At 68.1% G+C, this 23,360-nt stretch carries 20 protein-coding genes and 5 pseudogenes; 15 read left to right on the top strand and 10 right to left on the bottom strand.

Going from position 1 to position 23,360, the window contains the following annotated elements:
• Window positions 1-334: 334 nt before the first annotated feature.
• Together ACIRJP_RS03245 and ACIRJP_RS03240 are read left to right on the top strand one after the other, a co-directional pair.
• Window positions 335-814: a hypothetical protein gene (locus ACIRJP_RS03245; protein WP_404167575.1), complete on the top strand. Its 480-nt coding sequence runs from the start codon at window positions 335-337 to the stop codon at window positions 812-814.
• Complete coding sequence (locus ACIRJP_RS03240; protein WP_404167573.1) at window positions 811-1,491, top strand: vitamin K epoxide reductase family protein; 681 nt, start codon at window positions 811-813, stop codon at window positions 1,489-1,491. Before ACIRJP_RS03245 ends, ACIRJP_RS03240 begins: the two co-directional genes overlap by 4 nt.
• Here the strand turns inward: ACIRJP_RS03240 and ACIRJP_RS03235 are convergent.
• The gene (locus ACIRJP_RS03235; RefSeq protein ID WP_404167571.1) at window positions 1,442-2,776 is read right to left on the bottom strand and encodes a globin domain-containing protein; all 1,335 of its coding nucleotides are present in this window, start codon (window positions 2,774-2,776) and stop codon (window positions 1,442-1,444) included. The genes ACIRJP_RS03240 and ACIRJP_RS03235 overlap by 50 nt on opposite strands.
• Window positions 2,777-3,053: 277 nt before the next feature.
• Here ACIRJP_RS03235 and ACIRJP_RS03230 point away from each other — a divergent pair, with 277 nt between their 5' ends.
• Entirely contained in the window at window positions 3,054-3,758 is a 705-nt protein-coding gene (locus ACIRJP_RS03230; protein WP_404167665.1) for a response regulator, read from the top strand.
• 48 nt (window positions 3,759-3,806) lie between these two features.
• Here ACIRJP_RS03230 and ACIRJP_RS03225 read toward each other — a convergent pair whose 3' ends face one another.
• Window positions 3,807-5,480 (bottom strand): GAF domain-containing protein, encoded by a 1,674-nt coding sequence (locus ACIRJP_RS03225; protein ID WP_404167569.1) that lies wholly within the window; start codon window positions 5,478-5,480, stop codon window positions 3,807-3,809.
• Window positions 5,481-6,243: 763 nt separating this feature from the next.
• Between ACIRJP_RS03225 and ACIRJP_RS03220 the strand changes: the two genes are divergently transcribed.
• The 4 genes from ACIRJP_RS03220 (at window position 6,244) to ACIRJP_RS03205 (ending at window position 8,719) form a co-directional block, all read left to right on the top strand.
• The gene (locus ACIRJP_RS03220) at window positions 6,244-6,612 is read left to right on the top strand and encodes a hypothetical protein (RefSeq protein WP_404167567.1); all 369 of its coding nucleotides are present in this window, start codon (window positions 6,244-6,246) and stop codon (window positions 6,610-6,612) included.
• A gap of 190 nt (window positions 6,613-6,802) precedes the next feature.
• Window positions 6,803-7,453: a hypothetical protein gene (locus ACIRJP_RS03215; protein ID WP_404167565.1), complete on the top strand. Its 651-nt coding sequence runs from the start codon at window positions 6,803-6,805 to the stop codon at window positions 7,451-7,453.
• A 334-nt stretch (window positions 7,454-7,787) separates the two neighbouring features.
• Window positions 7,788-8,471: a transposase domain-containing protein gene (locus ACIRJP_RS03210; RefSeq protein ID WP_404167563.1), complete on the top strand. Its 684-nt coding sequence runs from the start codon at window positions 7,788-7,790 to the stop codon at window positions 8,469-8,471.
• Window positions 8,459-8,719, top strand: a complete 261-nt coding sequence (locus ACIRJP_RS03205) for a DoxX family protein (RefSeq protein WP_404167561.1) — start codon at window positions 8,459-8,461, stop codon at window positions 8,717-8,719. Before ACIRJP_RS03210 ends, ACIRJP_RS03205 begins: the two co-directional genes overlap by 13 nt.
• A gap of 105 nt (window positions 8,720-8,824) precedes the next feature.
• Here the strand turns inward: ACIRJP_RS03205 and ACIRJP_RS03200 are convergent, their stop codons facing one another.
• The 3 genes and pseudogenes from ACIRJP_RS03200 to ACIRJP_RS03190 form a co-directional block, all read right to left on the bottom strand.
• A complete protein-coding gene (locus ACIRJP_RS03200; RefSeq protein ID WP_404167559.1) occupies window positions 8,825-9,325 on the bottom strand; it encodes a MarR family winged helix-turn-helix transcriptional regulator in 501 nt (166 codons plus the stop codon).
• A 57-nt stretch (window positions 9,326-9,382) separates the two neighbouring features.
• Window positions 9,383-9,835: a hypothetical protein gene (locus ACIRJP_RS03195; protein WP_404167670.1), complete on the bottom strand. Its 453-nt coding sequence runs from the start codon at window positions 9,833-9,835 to the stop codon at window positions 9,383-9,385.
• Between the two features lie 109 nt (window positions 9,836-9,944).
• Window positions 9,945-10,049: pseudogene (locus ACIRJP_RS03190) on the bottom strand (transposase); the annotation flags it as partial.
• Window positions 10,050-10,054: 5 nt separating this feature from the next.
• Between ACIRJP_RS03190 and ACIRJP_RS03185 the strand changes: the two are divergent.
• The 3 genes and pseudogenes from ACIRJP_RS03185 to ACIRJP_RS03175 all read left to right on the top strand — a co-directional run.
• Window positions 10,055-10,569: pseudogene (locus ACIRJP_RS03185) on the top strand (integrase core domain-containing protein); the annotation flags it as partial.
• Window positions 10,570-10,703: 134 nt separating this feature from the next.
• A pseudogene (locus ACIRJP_RS03180) lies at window positions 10,704-10,846 on the top strand (transposase); the annotation flags it as partial.
• Between the two features lie 323 nt (window positions 10,847-11,169).
• Entirely contained in the window at window positions 11,170-11,400 is a 231-nt protein-coding gene (locus tag ACIRJP_RS03175; protein ID WP_404167558.1) for a DUF6480 family protein, read from the top strand.
• Between the two features lie 365 nt (window positions 11,401-11,765).
• On the opposite strand, the gene ACIRJP_RS03170 is transcribed toward ACIRJP_RS03175, so the two are convergent.
• The 3 genes and pseudogenes from ACIRJP_RS03170 to ACIRJP_RS03160 all read right to left on the bottom strand — a co-directional run bounded on the left by ACIRJP_RS03170 (window position 11,766) and on the right by ACIRJP_RS03160 (window position 14,949).
• A complete protein-coding gene (locus ACIRJP_RS03170; protein WP_404167557.1) occupies window positions 11,766-12,425 on the bottom strand; it encodes a CoA transferase subunit B in 660 nt (219 codons plus the stop codon).
• A gap of 1 nt (window position 12,426) precedes the next feature.
• Window positions 12,427-13,203, bottom strand: a complete 777-nt coding sequence (locus ACIRJP_RS03165) for a CoA transferase subunit A (protein WP_404167556.1) — start codon at window positions 13,201-13,203, stop codon at window positions 12,427-12,429.
• 241 nt (window positions 13,204-13,444) lie between these two features.
• Window positions 13,445-14,949, bottom strand: a pseudogene (locus ACIRJP_RS03160) (PHB depolymerase family esterase).
• Between the two features lie 438 nt (window positions 14,950-15,387).
• On the opposite strand from ACIRJP_RS03160, the gene ACIRJP_RS03155 reads away from it, so the two are divergent.
• The 5 genes and pseudogenes from ACIRJP_RS03155 (at window position 15,388) to ACIRJP_RS03135 (ending at window position 21,663) form a co-directional block, all read left to right on the top strand.
• Window positions 15,388-16,182 (top strand): 3-hydroxybutyrate dehydrogenase, encoded by a 795-nt coding sequence (locus ACIRJP_RS03155; RefSeq protein ID WP_404167555.1) that lies wholly within the window; start codon window positions 15,388-15,390, stop codon window positions 16,180-16,182.
• A 79-nt stretch (window positions 16,183-16,261) separates the two neighbouring features.
• Complete coding sequence (locus tag ACIRJP_RS03150) at window positions 16,262-17,635, top strand: MFS transporter (RefSeq protein WP_404167553.1); 1,374 nt, start codon at window positions 16,262-16,264, stop codon at window positions 17,633-17,635.
• Between the two features lie 96 nt (window positions 17,636-17,731).
• A pseudogene (locus ACIRJP_RS03145) lies at window positions 17,732-18,331 on the top strand (GAF domain-containing protein); the annotation flags it as partial.
• Between the two features lie 1,226 nt (window positions 18,332-19,557).
• Window positions 19,558-19,971: a hypothetical protein gene (locus ACIRJP_RS03140; protein WP_404167663.1), complete on the top strand. Its 414-nt coding sequence runs from the start codon at window positions 19,558-19,560 to the stop codon at window positions 19,969-19,971.
• A gap of 105 nt (window positions 19,972-20,076) precedes the next feature.
• Window positions 20,077-21,663, top strand: a complete 1,587-nt coding sequence (locus tag ACIRJP_RS03135; RefSeq protein WP_404167551.1) for a hypothetical protein — start codon at window positions 20,077-20,079, stop codon at window positions 21,661-21,663.
• A gap of 2 nt (window positions 21,664-21,665) precedes the next feature.
• Here ACIRJP_RS03135 and ACIRJP_RS03130 read toward each other — a convergent pair whose 3' ends face one another.
• Entirely contained in the window at window positions 21,666-22,259 is a 594-nt protein-coding gene (locus tag ACIRJP_RS03130) for a M15 family metallopeptidase (protein WP_404167549.1), read from the bottom strand.
• Between the two features lie 500 nt (window positions 22,260-22,759).
• Entirely contained in the window at window positions 22,760-23,320 is a 561-nt protein-coding gene (locus ACIRJP_RS03125) for a hemerythrin domain-containing protein (RefSeq protein WP_404167547.1), read from the bottom strand.
• Window positions 23,321-23,360: the final 40 nt, after the last annotated feature.

Genomic DNA, 23,360 nt, shown 5'->3' with positions numbered 1-23,360 from the left:
CGGCCCGGCAGGCATCTTGGCACTGCCGGGGACGGCAGGCGGCGCGGACGACGGCGGGAGGCAGTGCGGCCGATGGAACGTCAGCAGTGCGCCGTCCGGATGCGATCCGGACGTCGGCCGAGTGGTGCCTCCGTACCCGGTCCGGCTTCGCGGCACTCTCCGCGTCGACGGCCGGTACGAAGACGATGCCGACTTCCTGCCGGTCCGGCGCGCGGGAGTTCTGCCTCGACGGTGACCGCACCCCACCAGGGCCGATCGGCCCTAGTGGTGCGTGGCCTCCGATGGGTTCACTGCGATGCATCGCACGCCGCGGGTGCGCGAGAAGGGAAACATCGTGATCGCAGTCGTCGGACACAGGGACCTCGGCAACAGAACCCTGGAGTTGGTGGAAGCCGACCTGAGAGCGCGGCTGGACCGCTTGGCAACAGGTGCCGCCGCCCTGGTACGGGCCGGGGCGGGGCTGCCGTTGGTGTTCGGGCGGGCCGCCAGGGAGGCCGGGCGGAAGCTGACGGTGCTGTTGCCGGCCCAGGGCGCGGTCCCCACCGTGCTGCCCGAGCGGGACCGTTCGGCCGCGGGCGAATTGCTGGTGCTGGCCGAGCACGTACGGCTGCTGCCTTTCGATCCGGAGGACCGCAACGCGTGTGTCGGCGCCGATGAACAGCTGGTGGCGACCTGCCGGACCGTGCTCGCCGTGTGGGACGGATCGCCGTCAGACGGCCGGGACGCCACCGCGCATCTGGTCGCCTTCGCGCGTGCACGAGGAATCCGGGTGGAGGTCGTCTGGCCGGACGGTTCCGTGCGGGGGCGGGCATGAAACTTTCGGAGCGCGGTACGGGGAGGGTGGCGGACGGCCCCGAGGCCGGCGAGCGGGAATGCGCCGGTGTGTCCGCGACGGGCGACGCACGGGAGTGTGCCGGGGCGAGGCGGGGGTTCGGGTGGCTGCTGGTCGTCACCGCCGCGCTCGGATTGCTCGCCTCGTTCGTCATCACGATCGACAAGTTCGCCCTGCTCGCCGACCCCGGCTTCGTGCCCGCCTGCTCGCTGAGCCCCGTGGTGTCCTGCACCAGTGTGATGCGCAGCGATCAGGCGTCGACGTTCGGCTTTCCCAACCCGCTCATCGGGCTGGTCGCCTTCGGGACGGTGCTGGGGACCGGCGTGGGCCTGCTCGCGGGTGCGCGCTACCGGCGCTGGTACTGGTGGGGACTGAACCTGGGCATGCTTTTCGGTGCCGGCTTCTGTATGTGGCTGATGACCCAGGCGTTGTTCGAGATCGGCGCGCTCTGTCTGTGGTGCGTGCTCGTGTGGGTGGCCACCGTCTTCATGTTCTGGCACACCACGGTGCACAATCTGCGCCACGGCGTCCTGCCCGCGCCGCGCGCTCTGGTCGCGGCGGTGCTGGAGTTCCCCCTCGTGGTGCCGGTGACCTGGTGTCTGGCCATCGTCATGCTGATAGCAATCCGGTTCTGGTCGTACTGGCAGACATTTCTGTGACCGCGACCACGCCGGTGGCGTCATGACGGATCTGCTCGGCCGGTACTCCGGCGGCGGCCAGCCGAGCGGCGACGGCCTGCGCCGGCTCGGTCGTGGTGGCCTCGGGGGTCAGGGCCAGGAAAGCGTGCTGACCGGCGGCGGCCCCGGGCTGTGGGGGCAGTATTCCGTTCAGGGCCCTCAGTCCGGCACCCGCGAAGCGGGTGCTCGCCGCGTCTGCCGCTATGACGCTCAACCAGGGGCGCTTGCGCCGGAACGCTCCCAGATACGCAGCGTCGTACATCTCCCCGGCCGTCGCCGTCTCCCCTGCGGGACTCAGCAGCAGCAGTCGTACCCGGTGTGCGCGGGAGCGTTCGTCGTCGACCCGCTGGAGCAGAGCCTTCATCGGGGCCCAGCCCGTACCGGAGGCGATCAGCAGGAGGTCGGCGGCCGGAAGGTGATCCGGCAGGGCCAGTGCGCCGCGCGGGGCACTGAGCCGGACGGCGCTCCCCTCCCGCGTACCGAGCACCAGAGCATCGCTCACCCCGTCGGCACCCCGGGCCCGTACGTGGAACTCCAGTTCACCGTCCGGATGCGGAGCACGGGCCAGGTAGTACGGACGCCAGGCCTGCTCCAGCAGCGGCGACTCCAGGGACGCGTACTGCCCGGCCTCGAAGGCGTACGGCTGGTGGGGCCGTACCCGCAGTACCGCGAGATCGGGGGTGCGCAGTTCGTGCGAGGTCACCGTCGCCTCCCAGCTGGGTGGTTCGGCGATCGCCTCGTCCGCGCCCCTGACCATCGCCGAAACGGCCAGCCGCAGCATCCGCAGCCAGGCCTGCTCCAGCGCGTGGGTCCACCGGACGCCGGCGCGCACGCGCAGCGCCTCGATCAGCGCCGCCTCGAAGGCCTCGAAGTGCGCGGGACGCACACCGAGCTTGCGGTGATCGCGCCCCAACTGCCTGAAGACGCCGATCATTTCGCCCGTGCGGTGCAGATTGCCGATCAGATAGCGGAAGATCTTGGCGAGATGGGCCTGCTGGAAGGCCATCGACGCGGGGAACAACGACCGCAGATACGGGTGCCGTTCGAACAGGATTCGGTACAGCTCGGCGATCAGCTCCTCCAGCGGGTTCACCAGGGGCAGCGAGTCGCCGATCAGCAGTTGGTCGGCCGTTCCGTCGTACGTCTGCGGGGCCTTTGCGCCCCACTCCCCGACACGGCTGCCGGACGGGGCCAGGATGCGTCGCCGAAGCCGCATCGCGTCATGCCGTGCGAGCAGTGCATGGTAGTCCTCGCTCGGGGTGTTCATGGGCCGGTTGCTCCTCGTTGCAGCACAGTGGGGTGGCCGGGAAGGAAAACGTCCGGGACGCCCGGACGATCTTGGCGGCGTCAGTATGGCACCGCGCCCCACCCGCTGACCGGCCCCTGGCCACAGGGCCTTTCGGCCCTGTTCAGGCACCGATTTCCATGCTGCCGCACCCCGGCAGAAATAGCTCCGCGGGTGGGCACATACTGTTTGCGCCCCTCTCCCTGAACCGATCGAGCATGTGGTGAATGAGTTCGCGAATACCCCACCGAACACGACCCTGACGAGCACGGAATCGCCCCGGTCCGCAGCCCCCGTACGCGTCTTCATCCTCGACGACCACGAGGTCGTCCGGCGCGGCGTGCGCGATCTGCTGGAGGCCGAGGACGACATCGAGGTCGTCGGCGAGGCGTCCAACGCCCGGGAAGCGCTGGCCCGGGTACCGGCCAGCAGGCCGCAGGTCGCAGTGCTGGACGTACGCCTCGGCGACGACCGGGGCGGTGATCACGCCGGCATCGAGGTGTGCCGGGAACTACGCGCGCTGATGCCCGAACTTGCCTGCCTGATGCTGACATCGTTCGATGACGACGAGGCACTGTTCGACGCCATCATGGCGGGAGCCGCAGGGTACGTGCTCAAGCAGATCAACGGAGCCGATCTGCTCACCGCCGTACGCAGGGTCGCGTCGGGCACCTCGATGCTCGATCCGCGGACGACCGCCCGCGTGATGGAGCGACTGCGGAGCGGTGAGCGGCCCCCTGCCGAGGCGTCGAAGGGGTCGGAACTGGACGGACTCACGCCCAGGGAACGGCAGATCCTCGATCTCATCGGCGAGGGACTCACCAACCGCGAGATAGCGGAACGCCTATTCCTCGCCGAGAAGACCGTCAAGAACCGCATCTCCTCGATCCTCGCCAAACTGGGCGTGGGCCGCCGGATCCAGGCCGCGATGCTCGTCGGCCGGGTCAAGGACCGCCAGGGGTGACCCCAGGCCCCAAGGGGCTGACGGGTACTCGGACGCCGGTCTCTGGCATCAGTCGTGGAGCGGTGCTCGCCAGATGATCCGGGTGCCACCGTCCGCCGGCCGTTCGACGGCCAGGGTGCCGCCGCACAGTTCCGCCCGCGTACGCATATTGGTCAGCCCTCCGGGGCGCTCGGCTGCGGTCCCTGTCCCGGCCGTGGTCGTGACACCGTCCCGGATCCCGATGCCGTTGTCGGTGACGGTCAGAGTCACCGCGTCGTCGGCCGACAGCACGATGCCGATACGCGTGGCACGGGCATGGCGGGAGGCGTTGGACACCGCCTCGGCGGCGACCGCCACCACATGTTCGGCCACCTCGTCCGGGACCGTGGTGTCCACCGGCCCGTCGATCTGCAGAGAGGGCCGGAAACCGAGGGCGTGGGCCGCCGTGCGAGCGGTCTCCGTCATACGGTGCCGCAGCCCGCCGCAGCCCGGACCATCCGCCGTCCGCAGATCGAAGATGGTGGACCGGATGATCCGGATCGTGGTGTCCAGATCGTCCACCGCCCGGCTGACCCGCTCGGCCGCGTCCGGCCGGTCCGCGATGGCACGCGTGGTGCTCTGCAGGGTCATCCCGGTCGCGAAGAGACGCTGGATCGCCAGATCGTGCAGATCGCGGGCGATCCGGTCCCGGTCGTGCATGACGGCGAGTTCCTCGGACTCGGCCCGCCTGCGGGCCAGTTCCAGAGCGATGGCCGCCTGGTCGGCGAAGCCCGAGACGAGCGCGACCTCGGTGTCGTCGAACGGCGGGCGGTCCGCCGGCCGCCCCAGGCGCAGGGCGCCCCTGGTCTCCGCGTCGACCCGCAGAGGCACCGTCACCACCGGGCCCAAGCCGTCCTCGGCACCGTCGCCGAACGGGTGGGCCCGGGGATCGGTACGCACATCGGCGCAGTGCACGGGGGTCCCGGTACGGGCGGCGAGTCCGGCCAGTGAACCCCGCGCGGGTAGGGACAGGCCCATGACGCGCTCGGAGTCCCTGCCGTGGGCGACGGCAACGGTCAGACGTGCCTGCGCTTCGGCGGCCTCCGAAGCCCAGGAGCGGGGCGTGGGGGGTACCGGCAGCAGGATCGCGGCCCGATCAGCCCCGGCCACTTCCATCGCCCGCTCGGCAATCAGATGCAGCACCTCGTCGGCGTCCGTTCCCGAGAGCAGGGTGCGGGTGATCTCGCCCAGCGCCTCCAGTCGCCGCTCCCGGCGACGGCTCTCGTCGTACATGCGGGCGTTGTCGATGGCGACCCCGGCCGCGATCGACAGGGTGGTCAGCACCGCCTCGTCGTCGGCGTCGAAACTCACCCCGCCCCGCTTCTCGGTGAGATAGAGGTTGCCGAACACCTCGTCCCGCACTCGCACCGGCACGCCGAGAAAGGTACGCATCGGGGGATGGTGGGGCGGAAATCCGAAGCTGCGCGGATGGTCGCTGAGATCGGTGAGCCGCAGCGGTTCCGGGTGCCGGATCAGCTCACCGAGGATGCCGTGTCCGCACGGTGTCTGGCCGATCGCAGCGGCGAGCTGCTCCGATATGCCGACCGGCAGGAACTCCAGCAGTTTCTGCCCGTCCCCGACGATGCCAAGTGCCCCGTACTCCGCGTCCGTCAGGGTCACCGCGGCCTTCACGATCCCGCGGAGCACCTCGGGCAGTTCCAGGCCCCGCCCCAGGCTCATCACGGCATCCAGCAGACTGCGCATCCTGTCCGGCCGGCTGGGCTGCGGCCAGACCGCCGGGCCGGCACAGAGGGATTCGGGCAAAGCCCTGGGGGCTGTCTCTGTCATCGGGCGCCGCTCTCAGGATCCGTGTGCCGTATACCGGGAATCGCTCACCGGATCACCGCAGGTCTGGGACCGGTCCACGGACGGTCAGCCTACGGCAGCCGCAGGACGGTTCCGGCCGTGCGCCGCCGGCCCGGTGAGGCCGGTCGGCTCCCCTACACCCCGGCAAGTAGGGCCGGTCGGCCCGGCGGAACGTACCCCGTCGGTCCCTCGAGGGCTTCGAGGGGCGCGGCCAGCATGGTGTGGCCGGGAAGGTCCGGTCCCGTCCCCCTGTGATTCGCCGGACCTTTCCGGCCGCTCACCACCGCCCGTACGGCCGGGCGAACAGGGCCCGGCCCGACTCCCACCGCACCTCCACGCACACTGGCCAACCGCTCCCGGGAACTGGCAGCGGTTCACCAGCGCGTCTCTCCTGCGCAATACCGACCTGCCGCCCCGGCCGAGGGCGAGCAGCAGGCCGCGTGACGGTCTACCGCCCCGCCTACCTGTGGGTCTACCACGACAGCTACCGCCATCTACCGGTGGTTCTACTGCCGCTCTACTCATCACTAACGAGCGGCGCCCGCCCCGGGTGCTCCGGGAGTAGACACCACATCTGTCACACCAACCACGAAATTGCGTACCCGTGCACTCTGCCGTCACGGCAGGGGTAGTACATCCACCACCCGATGAAAGGGAGACCATGAGCTCTTGGATGATGCGGGCCCGTGTGCGGGTCGTAGCGGACGTAGCGGCCAGTAACCCGTACACCCGCCCTCGGGTCTACCGGGCCGGTGACGAACTGGAGATGCTCCTGCGAGGCATCCCCGGCGAGCCGATGAACTCCGCACAGTGGTGGTCCAGCGCGGACGTGAACGGCGCTTACATCCTCCCCTTCGAAGCGGTGGCTGTTCTGGAACCCCTCGGTCCGACCTGGGTCAAATGCGGCTGGTGCGAAGCAGGTGGGCGGATCGAACGGGATGATGACGGGCTGGCCTACGTGGACGTGGGAAGCAGAATTGCCCAGCGGCGGCGGGCCGCCAAGATTGCGACAAGGGGAGACCGAGCTTGACCCGATTGTCGGAGCCGGCCCGTACGGTTGAAACCGTCCCCGTTCGCGCTTCATGGCTGCGGAGCTACTCGGACGCCGCCCGAACATCCCCCGGGCGAGGCCGCGTATCTGGCCTGTTCAACCTCTGCCGGAAACGGGGGCTTTGGCGGTTCAATGGCTCCCCAGGTCATGAAATGCCACGGGGGGCGCTGTGCTGGCGGAAGAGTTCGGGTACCAGGTCACGTCACAGCCCGCTGCTGAACTGACAGCAACTATACGACCGGAGACAGAGCAAGCACTCCAGGCAGCAAAGGCTGCCTTGGCCAACGTTTCCATTGGCTTTGCATATCCCACTTCCTTTTTCATCACGTGTTTCATCGTCGCCAGCTTCAGGGACTCACCTACTCCATTCTTCATAGGCGTAATCGGCGTGATCTCGGTGATAATTTGGAACGTCTTCGCCGCGAGCACGGAGAGAGCTGCAATAGTCGAACTGGAAGAAAAGATTCCGGCTGTATTGACAAGCCCCTGGCAAGCATGGCCTTGCCGCGTAGAAGCCATCGCTGGAGACCAGGCCAAACGACTGCTTCTACTCGATCCCGACGGGGGTGTGGCTCGTGAGTTCCACTCAGTCATACCTCACGCCGTATGGATCGGTATGACAGATGGCCGAGCACTGATTTGGTTTGCTGGAGACATGCGATTCGGAGGTTTAGCCTCGCTCCCCGGCGGCAGCCCCATCTGGTGGGTTTCTGCACCGAAAGCACCATCGCAGCCTACGCCGAGTGGACCTCGACAACGCCTGATCGAGGAAGAACTGACGCGGCAGGCAGTGACGTACATGTTCGACGAGTGGCTCTGAGACCTATCACTGCGCTGACCATCCGGCCGCGGATGTGCAGATGGATGTGTCTGGGGACATGGCCCACGTTTCCTGCGAAGTGAGGGCCTGCCGAAGCTCTGCCAGGAGGCGCAGCCGAGGACGCGTGAGAGCGACGCCTGGCGGTAGGGCCTTCACCCAAGGCCGGGTAGTTAACGTATTCGTGCTGGTGGCAAGGGGGTTGGCGGCGATTTTGGCGTTGGAGGGAACGCGGGCAACGGAGCCCCGTTGGAGCAGGTAGTCCGCCAAGACTTTCTGCTGTTACGGAGCTCCGTTGCCTGCACGTCATTGTGTCCTGCCGCCTGGTCTAACGACCGTGTCCCGCGAGTTCGCGGTGGCCGGGGGTCGGTTCGTCCCCGGCCACCTGGGCGAACTGACCCAGGTGGTGCCGTTCGATCTTGTTGACGCTGTCCTGGAAGAGACGTTGACTGTGCAACGCCGACTGCGGGATCTGCCCTCGCGTGTGGGTGTCTACTTCGTGCTCGCGATGTGCCTGTTCCCGGAGGTCGGCTATCGGCTGGTATGGCAGAAGCTGACCGCAGCGCTGACAGGGGCGGGGCTGGAGATCGCGGCTCCGACCGCGAAGGCCCTGCGCGACCTGCGCCGCCGGGTCGGTGCCATCCCGATGCGGCGTTTGTTCGACATCCTGGCTGGGCCGCTGGCCCAGCCGACGACGCGCGGCGTGCGGTTCGGGCCGTTCCGCACGGTCTCCTTCGACGGCTGCAGCTCCATCAAGGTCCCCGAAAGCGACAGGAACGTGGACCGGTTCGGGCCGCAAAGCCGCGGCGGCTACCCCATGGTGGAGCTGATGACCCTCGTGGAGACCGGCACCCGAGCCCTGATCGGGGCGGTGTTCGGCCCCACCAGCGTCGGCGAGACCGACTACGCCCGCCGACTGCTGTCTGCCGCCTATATCGCTCTCGCCGTTCTACTGTCGTTGATGCTGGTCGTCTCGGGCCGGGCAAGCTCATCAAGGACCCGAAGCTCATGCCGGGCATGACTGCCGTGGGGGTCTCGCCCGGTATGGTGCCCGTACTGGCCGTTCTGGAGTTCGCCGGGGCGGGCGGGCTGCTCATCGGGATCGGCTACCGTCCGCTCGGCGTCGCGGCGGCCGTGGGTGTGGTCCTGTACTTCCTGGGCGCCGTGATTGCCCACCTGCGGGTCAAGGACCTCAAGGGAACGCCCGGCGCCGGCATTCTCCTCGTTGCCTCGGCGGCCGAACTCGCACTCGCCGCCGTCAGCATGTGATCGGCGGACAACCGCTCGGAACAACCCCGCTGTGAAGCACTGGAGCGGGCCGCCATGCCGGCGACCCGCTCCGTAATACCCGCGCTCCCGCCCCCGAGGGTGGCGTCAGAGGTGATCCATCGCCTCGCAGGGATTGTCCCCCGGGTGCGCGCGGTGGATGTGCATGGACAGACGCCCCGTCAGCGCCGTCAGCGCCGCGGCCTCCTGCGGGGACAGGGCCGACAGCAGATCGGCCTCCGCAGCGGCCACACGCTCCCCGTACTTGGCCAGTACCTCGGCACCCAGGTCGGTGGCCACGATCTTGCGGGCACGGCGGTCCACCGGGTCGGGGACACACTCGACCAGTCCGGCGTCGACGAGGGTATCGATCAGGTAGGTCAGGACTGTGCGGTCGATCCCCAGGTGAGTACCGATCGCCTGCTGGTTGGGCGGATTCGAGTACACAATGGTCGACAGAATGTGATACCCGCGCACGCCCGCCGGCATCCCGTCCATCGCTGTCTCGAAACGGGTCTGGAACCCCCGGAGGATGATTCCCAGATGCCGGACGAGATCCCCAGGAACGGCGGCGCCCTTCTCCGCAGGTGTGAGCGCGTTCGTGGCCATGCACTCACCTTACTGTGCGTGCACTGGCGGTCAACGACTCCGCCATGCGCATGATCATCACACCACGATGCCGTAAACCCGGTGCCGGGGCCCCGTCTTCGCGCGCCCGGCGTCCGGCCGGTGCCGGCCGCTCAGGCCTGGTCGCGTTCGCCGGCGAACTGCAGCCCCGTTGGTGCCGCCGGTCTCGATGAAGAGCTTCATGAACTGGGCAGCGGTGTCCTTGCGGGACCAGTCACGCTGGAGCTCGCACAGGAGCTGGGGCCAAGTGATCAGCTGCGCGCCTGCCTGCTCCATACGGCGCAGGGCGGTCTCGTGCGCCATGAGCCACGTGCCGCCGCCCGCGTCCACCACCGGGTACACCTCGTAGCCTCGCCCTCCTGGCGGATCGATTCCGGAGGTACGCCGGGGAGGGCCTGGCTCGACGACGAAGACACCGCCGTCGCCGCCCTGCCGTTTGCGAACTTCCCAGAACGAACCGGTGACCATCGTCGGGCACACCAACTTCCTCACGCCCTCGAAGGCGCAGCGTGCTGACCACCAGGGACTGGAGCCGGGTGAGGATCCGGTGCTGGGTGCCGTCCCGCTGCCATCGGCGGAACAGGTCGTAGATCCGTCCCCACGGCCCGTACTCGATGGGCACGTCCCGCCACGGCACACCGGTCCGGACCCGGAATCGTATGCCGTCGATCAGCTGCCGCCGAGGCCAGGCAGGCGGCCGCCCCACCCAACATCCCCGACGGTGGCGGACACAGAACCCTCGGGCGCCAAGCGGGCCGCAAAACCCGCTCCGGTGCCGGCCACAGCTACCTCCACAACGCCGTCGACGACCACTCCCGCCTCGCCTACAGCGAGATCCTCACCGACGAGAAGAAGGAGACCGCCGTCGCATTCTGGCAACGCGCCCACGCCTACTTCACCCCGGCCGGGATCACCGTTGAGCGGGTCCTGACCGACAACGGCGCCTGCCTCAAGAGCCACCTGTGGCACAACGCCCTTACAGGGCAAGGGATCTCACACAAGCGCGCCCACCCCTACCGGCCTCAGACCAACGGGAAGGTTGAACGGTTCAACCGAACCCTTCTGGACAAGTGGGCCTACGCCAAGCTCTACCGGAGCGAAGCCGAGCGACGCGCTACCTACCCCGCCTGGGCTCCACACCCACAATCACCACCGCGGACACACCGCGCTCAAGGGCCCAACCACCCGCCAGCCGCGTCCCCAACTTCACGGGTCATTACAGCTAGATAGCCCTTCGGGCATGCAACACCCGAACCCCGAGCCGTCCCCAGCTCCGCCCCCTGGCTGCACTGCGGCCGCGAGAGCACCCCCAGAGGATCCCGTCGACTGCCGCGGAATCCACGTCCCCGGCCACACCCGCGCAGATCGTGGACGGTTCTGGCAGGCATTTCTCCGCCGCTTCGATCTGAGCACACCTTCCGCTTCGCGAAGCAGACCCTCAGCTGGACCACCCCGAAACTCCGTACCCCCGAAGCGACGGACCGCTGGACCTGGATCCTGATCGATGTGCGCCGCCTGAGAGCCGCGATCGGAGAGTCTGCATAGCGGCCGTCCCACACCGGTCCGGGGTCTGCGGTATAGATCTGGCTCGCATGGGTAGGCAGCAGATAGGCGCCGAATCGGAAGCCACTCGGGTCGACGGACGCCCCGCCAAGGAACTCTGCGAGCGAATCGCGACGGATTCTCTTGTCACGGCGCAGTGCGGCGCTTGGTCCGCACTTTTCCAGAGGCGCGTACTTTCTCTGGAGAAGCGCTCGTCTCGAAGTTCGCCCCAAGTGAGGCAAGGGAGAGCAGGGTCCTGGCTTCCGGCGGATGAGGAGGACATGATGGCCGGAATCCATGAAGAGCTGCCGGACGAAGGTCTCTCCGTTCCGGAGGACACCCAGATGGCTGCCGGCGCCACACCGCCCGCTGAGTCAGGCGTTTCCGAACTCGGCCCCCCACAGGAAGCCCCACGGAGGAACTGGCGTCCGACACCCATGACACCGGTCCTGGCGGTGTTTGTCCTGGTCCTGCTTCTGGTGGCGGCGCTGGCGATCTTCAAGGCTGTGGGATGAGGACGCCCCTGAGGAGACCGCACTCACCGATGCGGCCCTTGGATCGGGCAGCGTACGAGCAGGCGCCGTCCGCAACAGGTCGGCTTGAATGCTGAGGCCGCCGACGTCGGCCACTCGGCATGGCGTCGGCGATCTCTGAGCCGGGACGGCACAAGAAGCTTCCGTGGAGCGCTGACTTGAAACACAGGGTGCGCCTCACGACCACTTGAAGCATTCCGCTCAGGCCCCTGTTGCACGACGATTCGGGGGCAGCCATACGACGGTCCCTGATCGGGGCTCCACTGGCCGCTGCCCATGTGAAGTGTCAGTCAGCCGTTGAATCCATTCGCCGCCGACCGGCCAGGAAGCCGTTGTGCAGAGGCCATTCACGCGGTGGGTACGGCGTCGAGTGCTGCCGACACCGTCAGTTCCGCGGCCGTGGCAGCCCGGACCTCGTCGACGGAGACGCCGGGAGCGAGTTCGAGGAGGAGGAATCCTTCCCCGGTGACATCCACCACGGCGAGATCGGTGATGACGCGCTGGACGACGGCACGGCCGGTGAGCGGCAGACTGCATTCGCTGACGAGCTTGGGGCTGCCGTCCTTGGCGGTGTGCTCCATCAGGACGATGACCCGGCCGGCGCCGTGGACGAGGTCCATGGCACCGCCCATGCCCTTGACCATCTTGCCGGGGATCATCCAGTTGGCGAGGTCGCCGGAGGAGGAGACCTGCATGGCGCCGAGGACGGCAGCGTCGATGTGGCCGCCGCGGATCATGCCGAAGGACAGGGCGGAGTCGAAGAAAGAGGCGCCGGGCAGCGTGGTGACGGTCTCCTTGCCCGCGTTGATGAGGTCGGCGTCGAGTTCGTCCTCCGTCGGGTAGGGGCCCACCCCGAGGATGCCGTTCTCGGATTGAAGAACAACCTCGACGCCGCGCGGCAGGTAGTTGGGGATGAGCGTGGGAAGGCCGATGCCAAGGTTGACGTAGCTGCCGTCGGTCAGTTCCCGGGCGGCGCGGGCCGCCATCTGCTCGCGGGTGAGGGCCATGTCAGGCGTCGCCTTCCTGTCGTACGGTCCGGCGCTCGATGCGCCGCTCGGCCGCGGGGTCGCCTGGAGTTGCCCGGACCACACGCTGGACGAAGATGCCGGGCAGATGGACCTCGTCGGGATCGAGCTCGCCCGGTTCGACGAGGTAGTCCACCTCGGCGATGGTGATCCGGCCCGCCATGGCGGCCAGCGGGTTGAAGTTGCGGGCCGAGGAGCGGAAGACCAGGTTGCCGTGCCGGTCGCCGATGGTCGCCCGGACCAGCGCGAAGTCAGTGGTGATGCCGTGCTCGAGCAGGTGCGGGCGCCCGTCGAACTCCCGTGTCTCCTTGGCAGGGGAGGCGACGGCGACCGATCCGTCGGCCGCGTATCGCCAGGGCAGTCCGCCCTCGCCGACCTGGGTTCCGGTGCCCGCAGGGGTGTAGAAGGCCGGGATGCCGGCGCCGCCGGCCCGCAGCCTCTCCGCCAGCGTTCCTTGGGGAACGAGTTCGACCTCGAGTTCTCCGCTCAGGTACTGGCGGGCGAACTCCTTGTTCTCGCCCACATAGGAGCTCGTCATGCGAGAGATCTGCCCGGCGGCGAGGAGCAGGCCGAGGCCCCAGTCGTCGATGCCGCAGTTGTTCGAGACGAACTTGAGGTCGTTCACCTCGCTCTGCCACAGCGCGTTGATCAACGTGCCCGGTATTCCGCACAGCCCGAAGCCGCCTACGGCGAGCGAGGCCCCTTCCGAGATGTCGGCCACCGCCTCTGCCGCGCTCGCGACCGTCTTGTCCAGCCCCATACGGAACCCTTTCCCTCAGGCGACGGGACCGACCCGCTGGTCGGCGCCGGTGCCATTACCAGCGATGGTCAGCGAGCCTAGGCAGGTGACGGAGTGACGACTATGGCCACCATCCACATGTCACCCCCCTCCTGTATGGCGGTCACCACTGGTGCTGGTGGAACCCCGTTGTGGCGGGGACGTGATGCGCGGCCCCGGTGGGTGGCGTTCGTCCACCGGAGCCGCAAGGAGGGTGCGAGGCTCAGGCCGAACAGCCGGAGTCCGCGACGATGTAGTAGCCGGGCGCGGTCTGCTTGAGGGCGTGCGTGGTGAACGCATTCCACAGGCCCATGCCCTGCTGAGACCCGTTGGCGTAGGTGTTGCCGCCGCTCTGGTAGGCACGTCCAGCCGCTACGTGGTCGTAGTTGCTCGCCGTGTGGCACGTGGGCGTGAAGCCGGTCGTGGTGGCGGACACGGCCGCGGAGGCCGCGCCTGCCGTGCCGGCCGCGTCCACGGCCGCCACTGTGTAGCCGTAGGTGGTGCCGGTGGCCAGGCCGGTGTCGGTGGCGGTGGTGGACGTGGTGGTGGCTACCTTCGTGCCGCCGCGGTAGACGGTGTACGAACTCGCGCCGTCGACCGCGGTCCAGCTGAGGGTGGCGCTGGCGTCGGTGATCCCGGTGACCTTCAGCCCCGTGGGTGCGGGCAGGGAACCGGTGCTCGGGGCGTCGCCGTCGAGCCCCCAGAAGCGGGCGGTGTGGTAGCTGGAGCAGATGGTGTCGAGGTAGTAGGTGCCGGTGCTGCCGCACTGCTCCGGGCCGCTGCCCGGGTCGACCGCGAGGCCGTGTGCCATCCCGGAGATGGAGTAGACCTCGACGGCGGGCCGGCCGGAGGTGTCTTCGTAGATGCTGAGCGTGGTTCCCCCGCTGAGGTCCTCGGTGCGGGTGGGTGTCTGGCCGAGGCCCCAAACGTTCGTCCACTGGTCGCGCAGTTCCGTGGCGTTGGCGGGCCTGACGGTGGTGTCGGCGGTACCGTGCCAGATCGCGACGCGGGGCCAGGAGACGGTGCCGGCGGGAGCGGCCGCGCGTACCAGGTCGCCCCACTGCGAGGGGTTCTTGTCCGGCGGACTGTACATACAGGTGTACGCCACATACAGGTGTACGCCGCGGAGACGCTGGTCGCGCAGGACGCGGGCAGTCCGGAGTCGATGGAGCCGCCCGCGAACACGTCGGGGTAGGCGGCGAGCATGTTCGCGGTCATGCCGGCGCCGGCGGACAGGCCGGTGATGTACACCCGCCGCGTGTCGCTGCCGAACTGGGCGACTGCCTTGTCGACCATCTGCTTGATCGACAGCGCCTCGCCCTGATCGCGCTTGCTGTCGCCGGATCCGAACCAGTTGAAGCAGGAGTTGAGGTTGTTGGCGCTGCTCGTCTGCGGGAAGACCAGTGCGAAGCCGTAGCGGTCGGCGAACGTCGGCCAGCCGGAGTGCGCGTAGTAGTCGTTCGCGCTCTGGGTGCAACCGTGCAGCGCGACCACCAGCGGGGCGCCGTCCGGCAGTGCGTCGGGTGCATAGGTGTACATGGACAGATTGCCGGGATTGCTGCCGAAGGAGGTGACCTGATCCAGACCCGCAGCGGACGCCTGCGGGCCTGCGACGACCAGGCCGCCTGTCAGGGCCAGGGCACCCGCGGCGGCGGTGACCCAGCGGTGGATGCCTCTGACGAGGCGGCGGCTCTTCGCGATACGGAACGGAGGGTGCGACGGTCCCATGACGACTGCCTCCTGATGTGGGGGGAACCGGTCGCACACCGACGTCGGACGACGGCCGGTGAGCGAGGTGAAGTGCATCATCACGGCGCACCCGCCCAAATTGGCATGGGCAGGACATCCAATTTCGCCGGTGTCCGTGTGTGACGGGCACCTATGCCCACGGTGTGATCGGCCAGGTATGACAGGAATCCGAGGAACGGGGGACGGACCCGACCAGCCTCGCGAATGCCTGCCCCCTGAGTGCGGGCCGCCGAGCCGGCCCTGCCGTGACGCCCTGAGCGGCTCGCTGCCGCGGTCCAGTCCGGCTGCGAGCCACACGGTCGGACTGTCTACTGTCCACGATCGGACCTCATGGTGGAATTCACCATGTAAATGTTGTGGTTTATAGCGACTGTATACATGGGAGAGGTGTAGGGGCTCTCTCTAACGTCTCCGGCCATGACGAACACATTTCCCAGCCCGGTTCCCTTGCCCTCACCCGCGGCCGCGATCGACCTGAGCGGGCGTACGGCGCTGGTGACCGGCGGCGGCAGTGGCATCGGCCATGCCTGTGTGCTCGCCCTGGTACAGGCGGGGGCCGATGTCCACGTGGTCGACCGGGACGGTGCGGCCGCGAAGGCCGTGGCCGAGATCACTGGCGGCGCAGCGCATGTGGTCGACCTCGCGGACGCAGGAGCCGTCGACCTTCTTCCGTCCGAGGTCGACATCCTGGTGAACAACGCCGGCCTTCAGCACGTCGCGCCGCTCACCGAGTTTCCGACGGAGCGCTTCGAGCTGATCCAGAAGGTGATGGTCACCGCTCCGTTTCTGCTGATGCGCCGAGTGCTCCCGCACATGTACGCACAGGGCTGGGGCCGGATCGTCAACGTCTCCAGCGTCCACGGACTGCGGGCCAGCGCCTACAAGTCCGCCTATGTCGCCGCCAAGCACGCCCTGGAGGGGCTGAGCAAGGTCGCCGCGATCGAGGGTGCCCCGCACGGAGTGACGAGCAACTGCGTCAGCCCCGGGTACGTCCGGACCCCCCTTGTCGAAGGCCAGGTGCGCGACCAGGCTGCCGCGCACGACATCAGCGAGCGCGACGTGCTCTCCAACGTCATGCTGGCCCGCTCGCCCGTCAAGCGACTCCTTGAGCCCGAAGAAGTCGCCGCCGCCGTCCTGTGGCTGTGCGGCCCCCACGCCGGCTACCTCACCGGCGCCTCCCTCCCGCTCGACGGCGGCTGGACCGCCGGCTGAATCACGGCCCCGGCTGCCCACACATCTCCGGCATCCCCCGCACCACCCCGTCCCGTCCGTTCGTGAAACCGGTGAATCCATGTCTGACACCACCACCACGCCGAGAGGCGGCATCAGCCGCATCGTGGCCGCGAGTCTGATCGGCACCACCATCGAGTGGTACGACTTCTTCCTCTACGGCTCGGCCGCCGCCCTTGTCTTCAACACGCTGTTCTTCCCCAGCGCCGACCCGCTGGTGGGCACGCTCATCGCCTTCGTCACCTATGCCATCGGGTTCGCCGCCCGGCCGTTGGGCGGCGTCGTCTTCGGCCACTTCGGCGACAAGGTCGGGCGTAAGAAGCTGCTGGTGGTGAGCCTCCTGATGATGGGCGGCGCGACCTTCGCCATGGGTCTGCTGCCCACCTACGACACCATCGGCGTCGGGGCGCCGATCCTGCTGACCGTGCTGCGCCTGATCCAGGGTTTCGCGCTGGGCGGCGAGTGGGGCGGGGCCGTTCTCATCGTCTCCGAGCACGGCGGCGACAAGAACCGTGGCTTCTGGGCGTCCTGGCCGCAAGCCGGTGCTCCCGGCGGGAACATGCTTGCCACTGGTGTGCTGGCACTGCTGGCCTCGTTCCAGTCGGAGGCGGCCTTCCAGTCCTGGGGCTGGCGCATACCGTTCCTGCTGTCCGGGCTTCTCGTGCTGATCGGCCTGTGGATCCGCGTCTCGGTGTCCGAGTCCCCGGTGTTCCTCGAAGCGCAGGCCAAGGCAGAGACCGCCGGGCAAGGCGCGAAGGAGAAAGCGCCGGTCGTCGAAGTGTTCCGGCGCAGCTGGCGCGAGGTCCTCTCCGCCATCGGCACCCGGTTCGGCGAAAACATCTCCTACTACATCCTCACCTCCTTCATCCTGGTGTACGTCACCGTGCATCTGGAGCTGCCCAAGAGCACCGCCCTGAACGCCGTCCTGATCGGCTCGGCCGTCCACTTCGTCACGATCCCCGCGTGGGGCGCCCTGTCCGACCGCGTCGGCCGACGACCGGTCACCCTGATCGGCTCCGTGGGCATGGCCGTCTGGGCCTTCGTCTTCTTCGGCCTCGTCGACTCCACTTCGTTCCCGGTGATCACCCTGGCTGTGACCGTCGGTCTGCTGCTGCACGGCGCGATGTACGGACCGCAGGCCGCGTTCATCTCCGAGATGTTCGACACCAAGGTCCGCTACTCCGGCGCCTCGATGGGCTCGCAGCTCGCTTCGATCCTCGCCGGTGCCCTCGCCCCGATCATCGCTGTCGAACTTCTCAAGGACTACGATTCGTCCACCCCCATCTCCATCTACCTTTGCGCGGCTGCCGTGATCACCACCATCACCGTGGCTGTTACCCGGGAGACCCGGGGCCGTGACCTCACCCGCTCGCGGGACGAGGAAGACGGGACGACAGCCGATGTCCCCGCTGTCACTGCGGGCGACCCCGCCTGAACCAGCCGCACACGAGCTGCCCGGTCTGCCGTCGGGGGAAACGAAGGACCGGGCCTACTGCGTACCCCCACGACACCCCGCCCGAGACGAGGCCCCATGACCACGGACCGCAGCGAACACACTCGGACATCGACCCGGCCGCCCACGGCTGCCGAAGAGGTCGCGCGGCGCCTGGTCAGCCTCCTCGCCGCCGACGCTCCTGCCGAAGAGCTCGCCCTCCAGTCGGCCCGCTCCCGTGCCAACGGGGCCGACGAGGCGGAGGCGGCCCGGATCGAGGAGAGTGCCGAGGCCGCCCTCGCCGTGCGGCGGGTACTCGACCAGTACCGTCGCCGCGAAGCGGAACTGGTGGCGCTGTTCGACACCGCGGGCGACCTGGCCGGCCTGAGGGACCTGGACGCCGTACTGCGCGCCATCGTCCGGCGGGCACGAACCCTGCTGGGCGCCGACGTCGCCTATCTCACCCTCAACGACCCGCTCGCGCAGGACACGTACATGCGCGTCACCGACGGCTCCGTCTCCGCCGCCTTCCAGCAGCTTCGCCTGGGCATGGGGGAAGGCCTCGGCGGCCTGGTCGCCCAGACCGCCCGCCCCTACGCCAGCACGGACTACCGCAACGACCGGCGCTACCAGCACACCGGCACCATCGACGGCGGCGTGGCCGAAGAGGGACTGCGCGGCATACTCGGCGTCCCGCTGTCAGTGGCTTTCGACAACGCCATGAGCTCAGCACGCTGCAGCCAGGGCCCTGCCCGCTCCTGGTAGCCGTGACCGGGCAGATCAACGGCAGGCCCTGGCGCGAGCACCTCGACTTCAACGAAGCCCCGAGCTTGATGCGGCACCTGTCCACCGCCGCGTTGATCGTCTGCCTCTACCTGACCGGCATGCGGCCGCAGGAAGTACAAGGTCTCCGGTCCGGCTGCTGCCCCGACCCCGAGGACGGGGGCCGACATCTCATCCGCAGTCGCCACTACAAGAACGTCACCGACGACGACGGCCAGCACGTCTCGGCCGGTGAGGAGCGGGATGTCCCTTGGGTCGCCATCACCCCGGTCGTCCATGCGATCCGAGTCCTTGAACGCATGGTTCCCGAGGGCGAACTGCTCTTCAGTTCCACCCATCTCGATTTTGTCCGTGGCCGCCAGTTCAGCGGCGCCTTGAAGAACGCCGGTATGAACCAGCGGATCGAGAGCTTCGTCGCCTGGATCAACCGGGAAGCCGAATCCCAAGGGCTGCCGGACCAGGGTGTTCCCGAAGATCCTCATGGCGCCATCGGGCTCGGACGGTTCCGTCGGACCCTTGCATGGCACGTCGCCCGCAGACCTGGCGGACTCGTCGCGCTCGCGATCCAGTACGGCCACATGCGCACCGTCCTCGACGCTCGTACGTCGAGCGGGTACGGCAGCCGAAGCCGCCGCGGCATCCACAGTGTCCTTGATGTCGAGACCGCCTTGGCCGCGGCTGACACCGCCGCACGGCTGCGGGACCGCCTCGCCGTCGGCGAAAAGATTTCCGGCCCCGCCGCCCGACGAGCCCTCACTGCCGCGGTCCAGGTGCCACGATTCGAGGGCCGCACCGTCACCCAGAAGTTCGCCAAACAGGCCGCCGACTACCTGGCCCGCGACGGCTTGGTCCTCTTCGACAACCCGGACGCTTCGCTGATCTGCGTCTTCAAGCGCGACAACGCGCTCTGCGAACCAGGCCCCGATGCAACCGCCCCGAACCTTCGACTGTCGCCCCGGCTGCGGGAACGCCGTCCGCCTCGACAGTCACGCGAACGAACTGCTGGAAGAGACCGACCGCATCAACAAACTCGCGGCCCTCTCCCCTCAGCCGCTGGCCCGGCGCCTCCGCATCGCCGCCGAGCAATACCGTGCCACCGCCGACACTCACCACGCCACCGCCCAATCTGCCGAGGACCTGTCGTGACCGAGCGATACACCGACGAGCGGGTACGCATCCGTGCCGCCATGGACCGGCTCCTCGCCGGCCGACCGACAGCCTCCGACGGCGCACTGACCGTCGTCGCTCTCGCGGCCGAGGCTGGTGTTCACCGCATGGCCCTCCAGAAGCGCCATGCGGACCTGAAGCACGAGTTCTACGAACGCGTCCGCACCGAGACGAAGCAACCTCCGGAATCGGAAAAGCGGCTCCGCAAGACCGTGTCCGACCTGAAGGAGACCGTTGCCGCGCAAAAGGCCGAAATCACGGTGCTCCGGCACCAAGTCACTCAACTCGCACTCGCGAACGCCGTCCTCACTCGCCAGGGCCACAATCTGAGCGAGAGCTTGGCGGAGGCGCCAGCCAATGTCGTACCCCTCCGTCCGAAGGGACAATGACCAGACGGGAACCTCCGACCGCAAGTCCGGGCCACCTCTCTACCGATGGCACCTGGGCATCGAAATCCAGGAGCCATTCGGTGACGTTCCGGGCAGGATGCCTCTGTGAACCATGCTCTGTGCGGGCTTGCCGCCAACGTAAGCCTGCCGTCCGAGCTGGTCGACCGGCTGATCGCGGTCGCGGACGCCGAGATCGCTGCGGACCTCTCTCATCGGGCCGACCTCAGGCACGCGCAGGCGGTGGTGCTGGCCTCGCGTGTCGAGGAAAGCTCTGTGTCTCTTGCGTATGCAGGCCTGCTGACCGCCGCAGACGTTGATCCCGCGACGCAACCGGACGTCGCGCTCGCCCTGCTTGCCGAGCGTGCCGGACGCCCGGAGTGGGCGCGCCTCCTCGCGGAAGATCCAGTCGTCGAGCGCCGGGAGAAGCTGGCGGCCTGCTCCGGCCTTCCTCTCGATGTGGTGGAGATGCTGGCCACCGACTCGGACGTACAGGTCGTCGCGGAGCTCGCGTTGTGGACGACACCGGAGACAGCCACCAGACTTGCGGCGCATCCGCATGCCGAGGTTCGTCGCGCGGTGGCGGCCAACGAGGCGACGCCACCGGCTGTACTGGCGGCGCTGCTCATCGGCGAGGGCCTGCCACCGGCACAGCGGTGCCTGGTCTGCGACCGTGAAGAGGCGCCGTTCGTGCACGATCCGCACTGCTCGCGACTCGACTGCGACCTGCCGTCCGGTGCCTCCTGCGACGACTCCCACGAGTCCACCAGGCACGACATGCAGCAGATGGCGATTCGGAACCCGGCCACACCCACGGAAGCCGTCGTTGGCTTCGTCGGCCACCCTTCGCTGCTGCTGCGCTGGGCGCTCGCCGGCCGCTCCGATCTGCCTTCGGAGGTCTGCGTTCGGCTCGCCGTGGATTCGAATCCCGGTGTTCGAGCTGACCTCGCCGAAAATCCGGCGATCGATGAGGCCCTGATGCGCGTACTGGCCACCGATCGTGACCACGAAGTACGGCGCAGGCTTGCCCGTAACCCGCTCGTACCGCTCGACGTGCTGACCCACTTGGCCGGCGCTACCAAGATCGGCGCCACTTTGCTGCCGCGGATCGCCTCGGCATCCCCCAACGAGGTCGAGAAGCTCGCCGAGTCGCCGAACCCAGCCGCGCGGATGCTCGTATCCCAACGCCGCGATTTGCCACCCGCTACACGCGACGCGCTGGCCGCCGACTCCGACGCAAAAGTGGTCAAGTCCATCGCTCCACACCCGGGCCTCTCCGAAGGCCAACTGCGCACCATGCTCGACCGGCACGGAGCCCGAGTCGTCGCCAAGGTGGCTTCCAATCCGGACGCGACTCCGGCACTTCTGGAAGACCTTGCCCGGCACGACCCATCGGTGCAGAAGGCGTTCCGCGAGATCGCCCGGCATCGCAATGCGTCGGCGCCGGCGCTTCTCGCCTGCCTGGCAGACGCACAAGCGAGGCGTATAGCCGCCAGTCATGCGGCACTTCCACCGCCGATCATCGAAGAGCTACTCAGCGACGCCGACTGGCAGGTGGTGGAGGCGGCAGCCGCCAATCCTTCGCTGCCCCTCGCTGTCATGTCGGATCTGATATCCCGGACCCGGGCGCCAATTGAGCTCTCTGCCCCGCCAGTCACATCCTGGGAGACTCTTCCAAAGACCTCCTACTCTTGAACTCAAGAACTTGACTGGGAACACCACTCTGTGGGGTAGTTGACCAGGCCAGCGGCCGTAAGTGCCGCACCCAGGATGTCTCGGTTGGAGCGGGCCTGGTCGCTGATGTTGTCGGCCAGGGTGTAACAGGCGCCCGCACTCTCTTCCGGAGTCGCGTCCATGTGGGTGCCCATGTCGAGTTCACGGCCGTCGGCGTCTCCGAGCGTCAAGTCAACGGCTGCGCCGGCGCTGTGAGGTGCGATCTCAGGCGGGGACACGCAGCGGCTGGCTGCCGAGCGGACCCGCTCAGCAGACCATTCCGGATGATCGGCCCGCAGCTGCGTTGCGTATTCGTCGAAGTAGCGGCGTTGAAGGGACGGCGGGCGATAGCCCTCGACGAACAGCAGCCGTATCCCTTGAGGCAGCTGTGCCTGGGCCTTGAGGAGTCGATCGAGCACGCCTTTCCGAAGATGTGCGAAGGCGCCGGCGGAGTCCTGCCACTCCCGCTCGTCAACCGAAAGAGAGTTGTCCCGTCGCACATCGACGAGCCGTTCACCACACTCCTGAACAGGCACGGCTGCAACCCTCGGGTCGGACATCAAGACGATCTCGGTCATGACGCGATCATCCCGCGACCTTGTGACTTCATAGCTCTCTTCCCGCCACTCGCCGAGGAAGGACTCTCGAATGAGTGCCCGTTTCCGGCATCGGGATAATGACCCTGAGGGCCGGTTGGGTTCTGCTCGGCACCCCGCGCCCCGCTCCTGCCCTGGGGAAGGTGGGCGGGCGGCGGGGCGCTCCTCGGGAGTTCGGAGTGGGGGCGGGCAGGACGCGGCAAAGGGCGGCGGCCCCTGGCGAGGGGGCCGCCTTTGGGCTGCGTTCAGCTTCATTGTCCGAACCCTGCCGCACCATCCGGGCAACGGGTCGGTCGATGGTATGGCTAGCCCCCTCTGAACTGGGGAAACTCGGAGGCCGGAGTGTGGCTGCCGCACTCAGATCATCCACGCGGCACCTGAGGGCACCCGACACGCCGGCAGCTTTCCGTCGAAGACGAAGCGTTCCCGGTCCGGCCGTCCGGCTGCCGAGCCGGGGACGTCGCGGGCTGGTGAGGGCGGGCTCAGCTCTTACCGCGACCGGTCAGCAGGTCACGGGCCCGGTCCACCAGCCCGACACCGGGCCCCAGCAGCTTGTTGCCGGGCGGGGTGCTTGGGGCGGAGGGGTGCGGGCGGGTCGGGGCCATCTTCTTCGCTGTGCGTACCTTGTCACCCAGTTCATCCAAAGCTGCGGGTGTACAGGCGGCAGCGAGCAGGGGGAACAACCGGTCTTCCTCGTCGCGCACGTGCCCGCTCACCTCGAGCTTCAGCTGCGCCACCAGAGGATCGAACTGCGGGTCGTCCGCAGCCATGCCCTCCAGATCCTTGAGGTGTTGTTCCACCTGGGCGTGGTCGGAGAGTTCCTTGTCCGCGATCACGTCCCCGTCCTCAACGTGCTTGCGCACGGCCGGGTACAGGTACATCTCCTCTGCGACGGAGTGGCGCACCAGTTCGATGGTGAGCTCATCGGCCAGCTTGCGGCGCTGCGCGTCGCCGGCCGGCTGAGCCTCGATCTTCGCGAACAGTCCGTCGACTTCCCGGTGATCAATGATGAGTTCCGCGATCACATTGCCGCCGTGTCCCATAAGGATCAATCCCTTCGCTTGTGTGGCGCGAACTGAAGAC

The organism is Streptomyces sp. NPDC102437, assembly GCF_044765565.1.
Lineage (GTDB): Bacteria > Actinomycetota > Actinomycetes > Streptomycetales > Streptomycetaceae > Streptomyces.
This window is presented reverse-complemented; position numbering and strand designations above follow the sequence as displayed.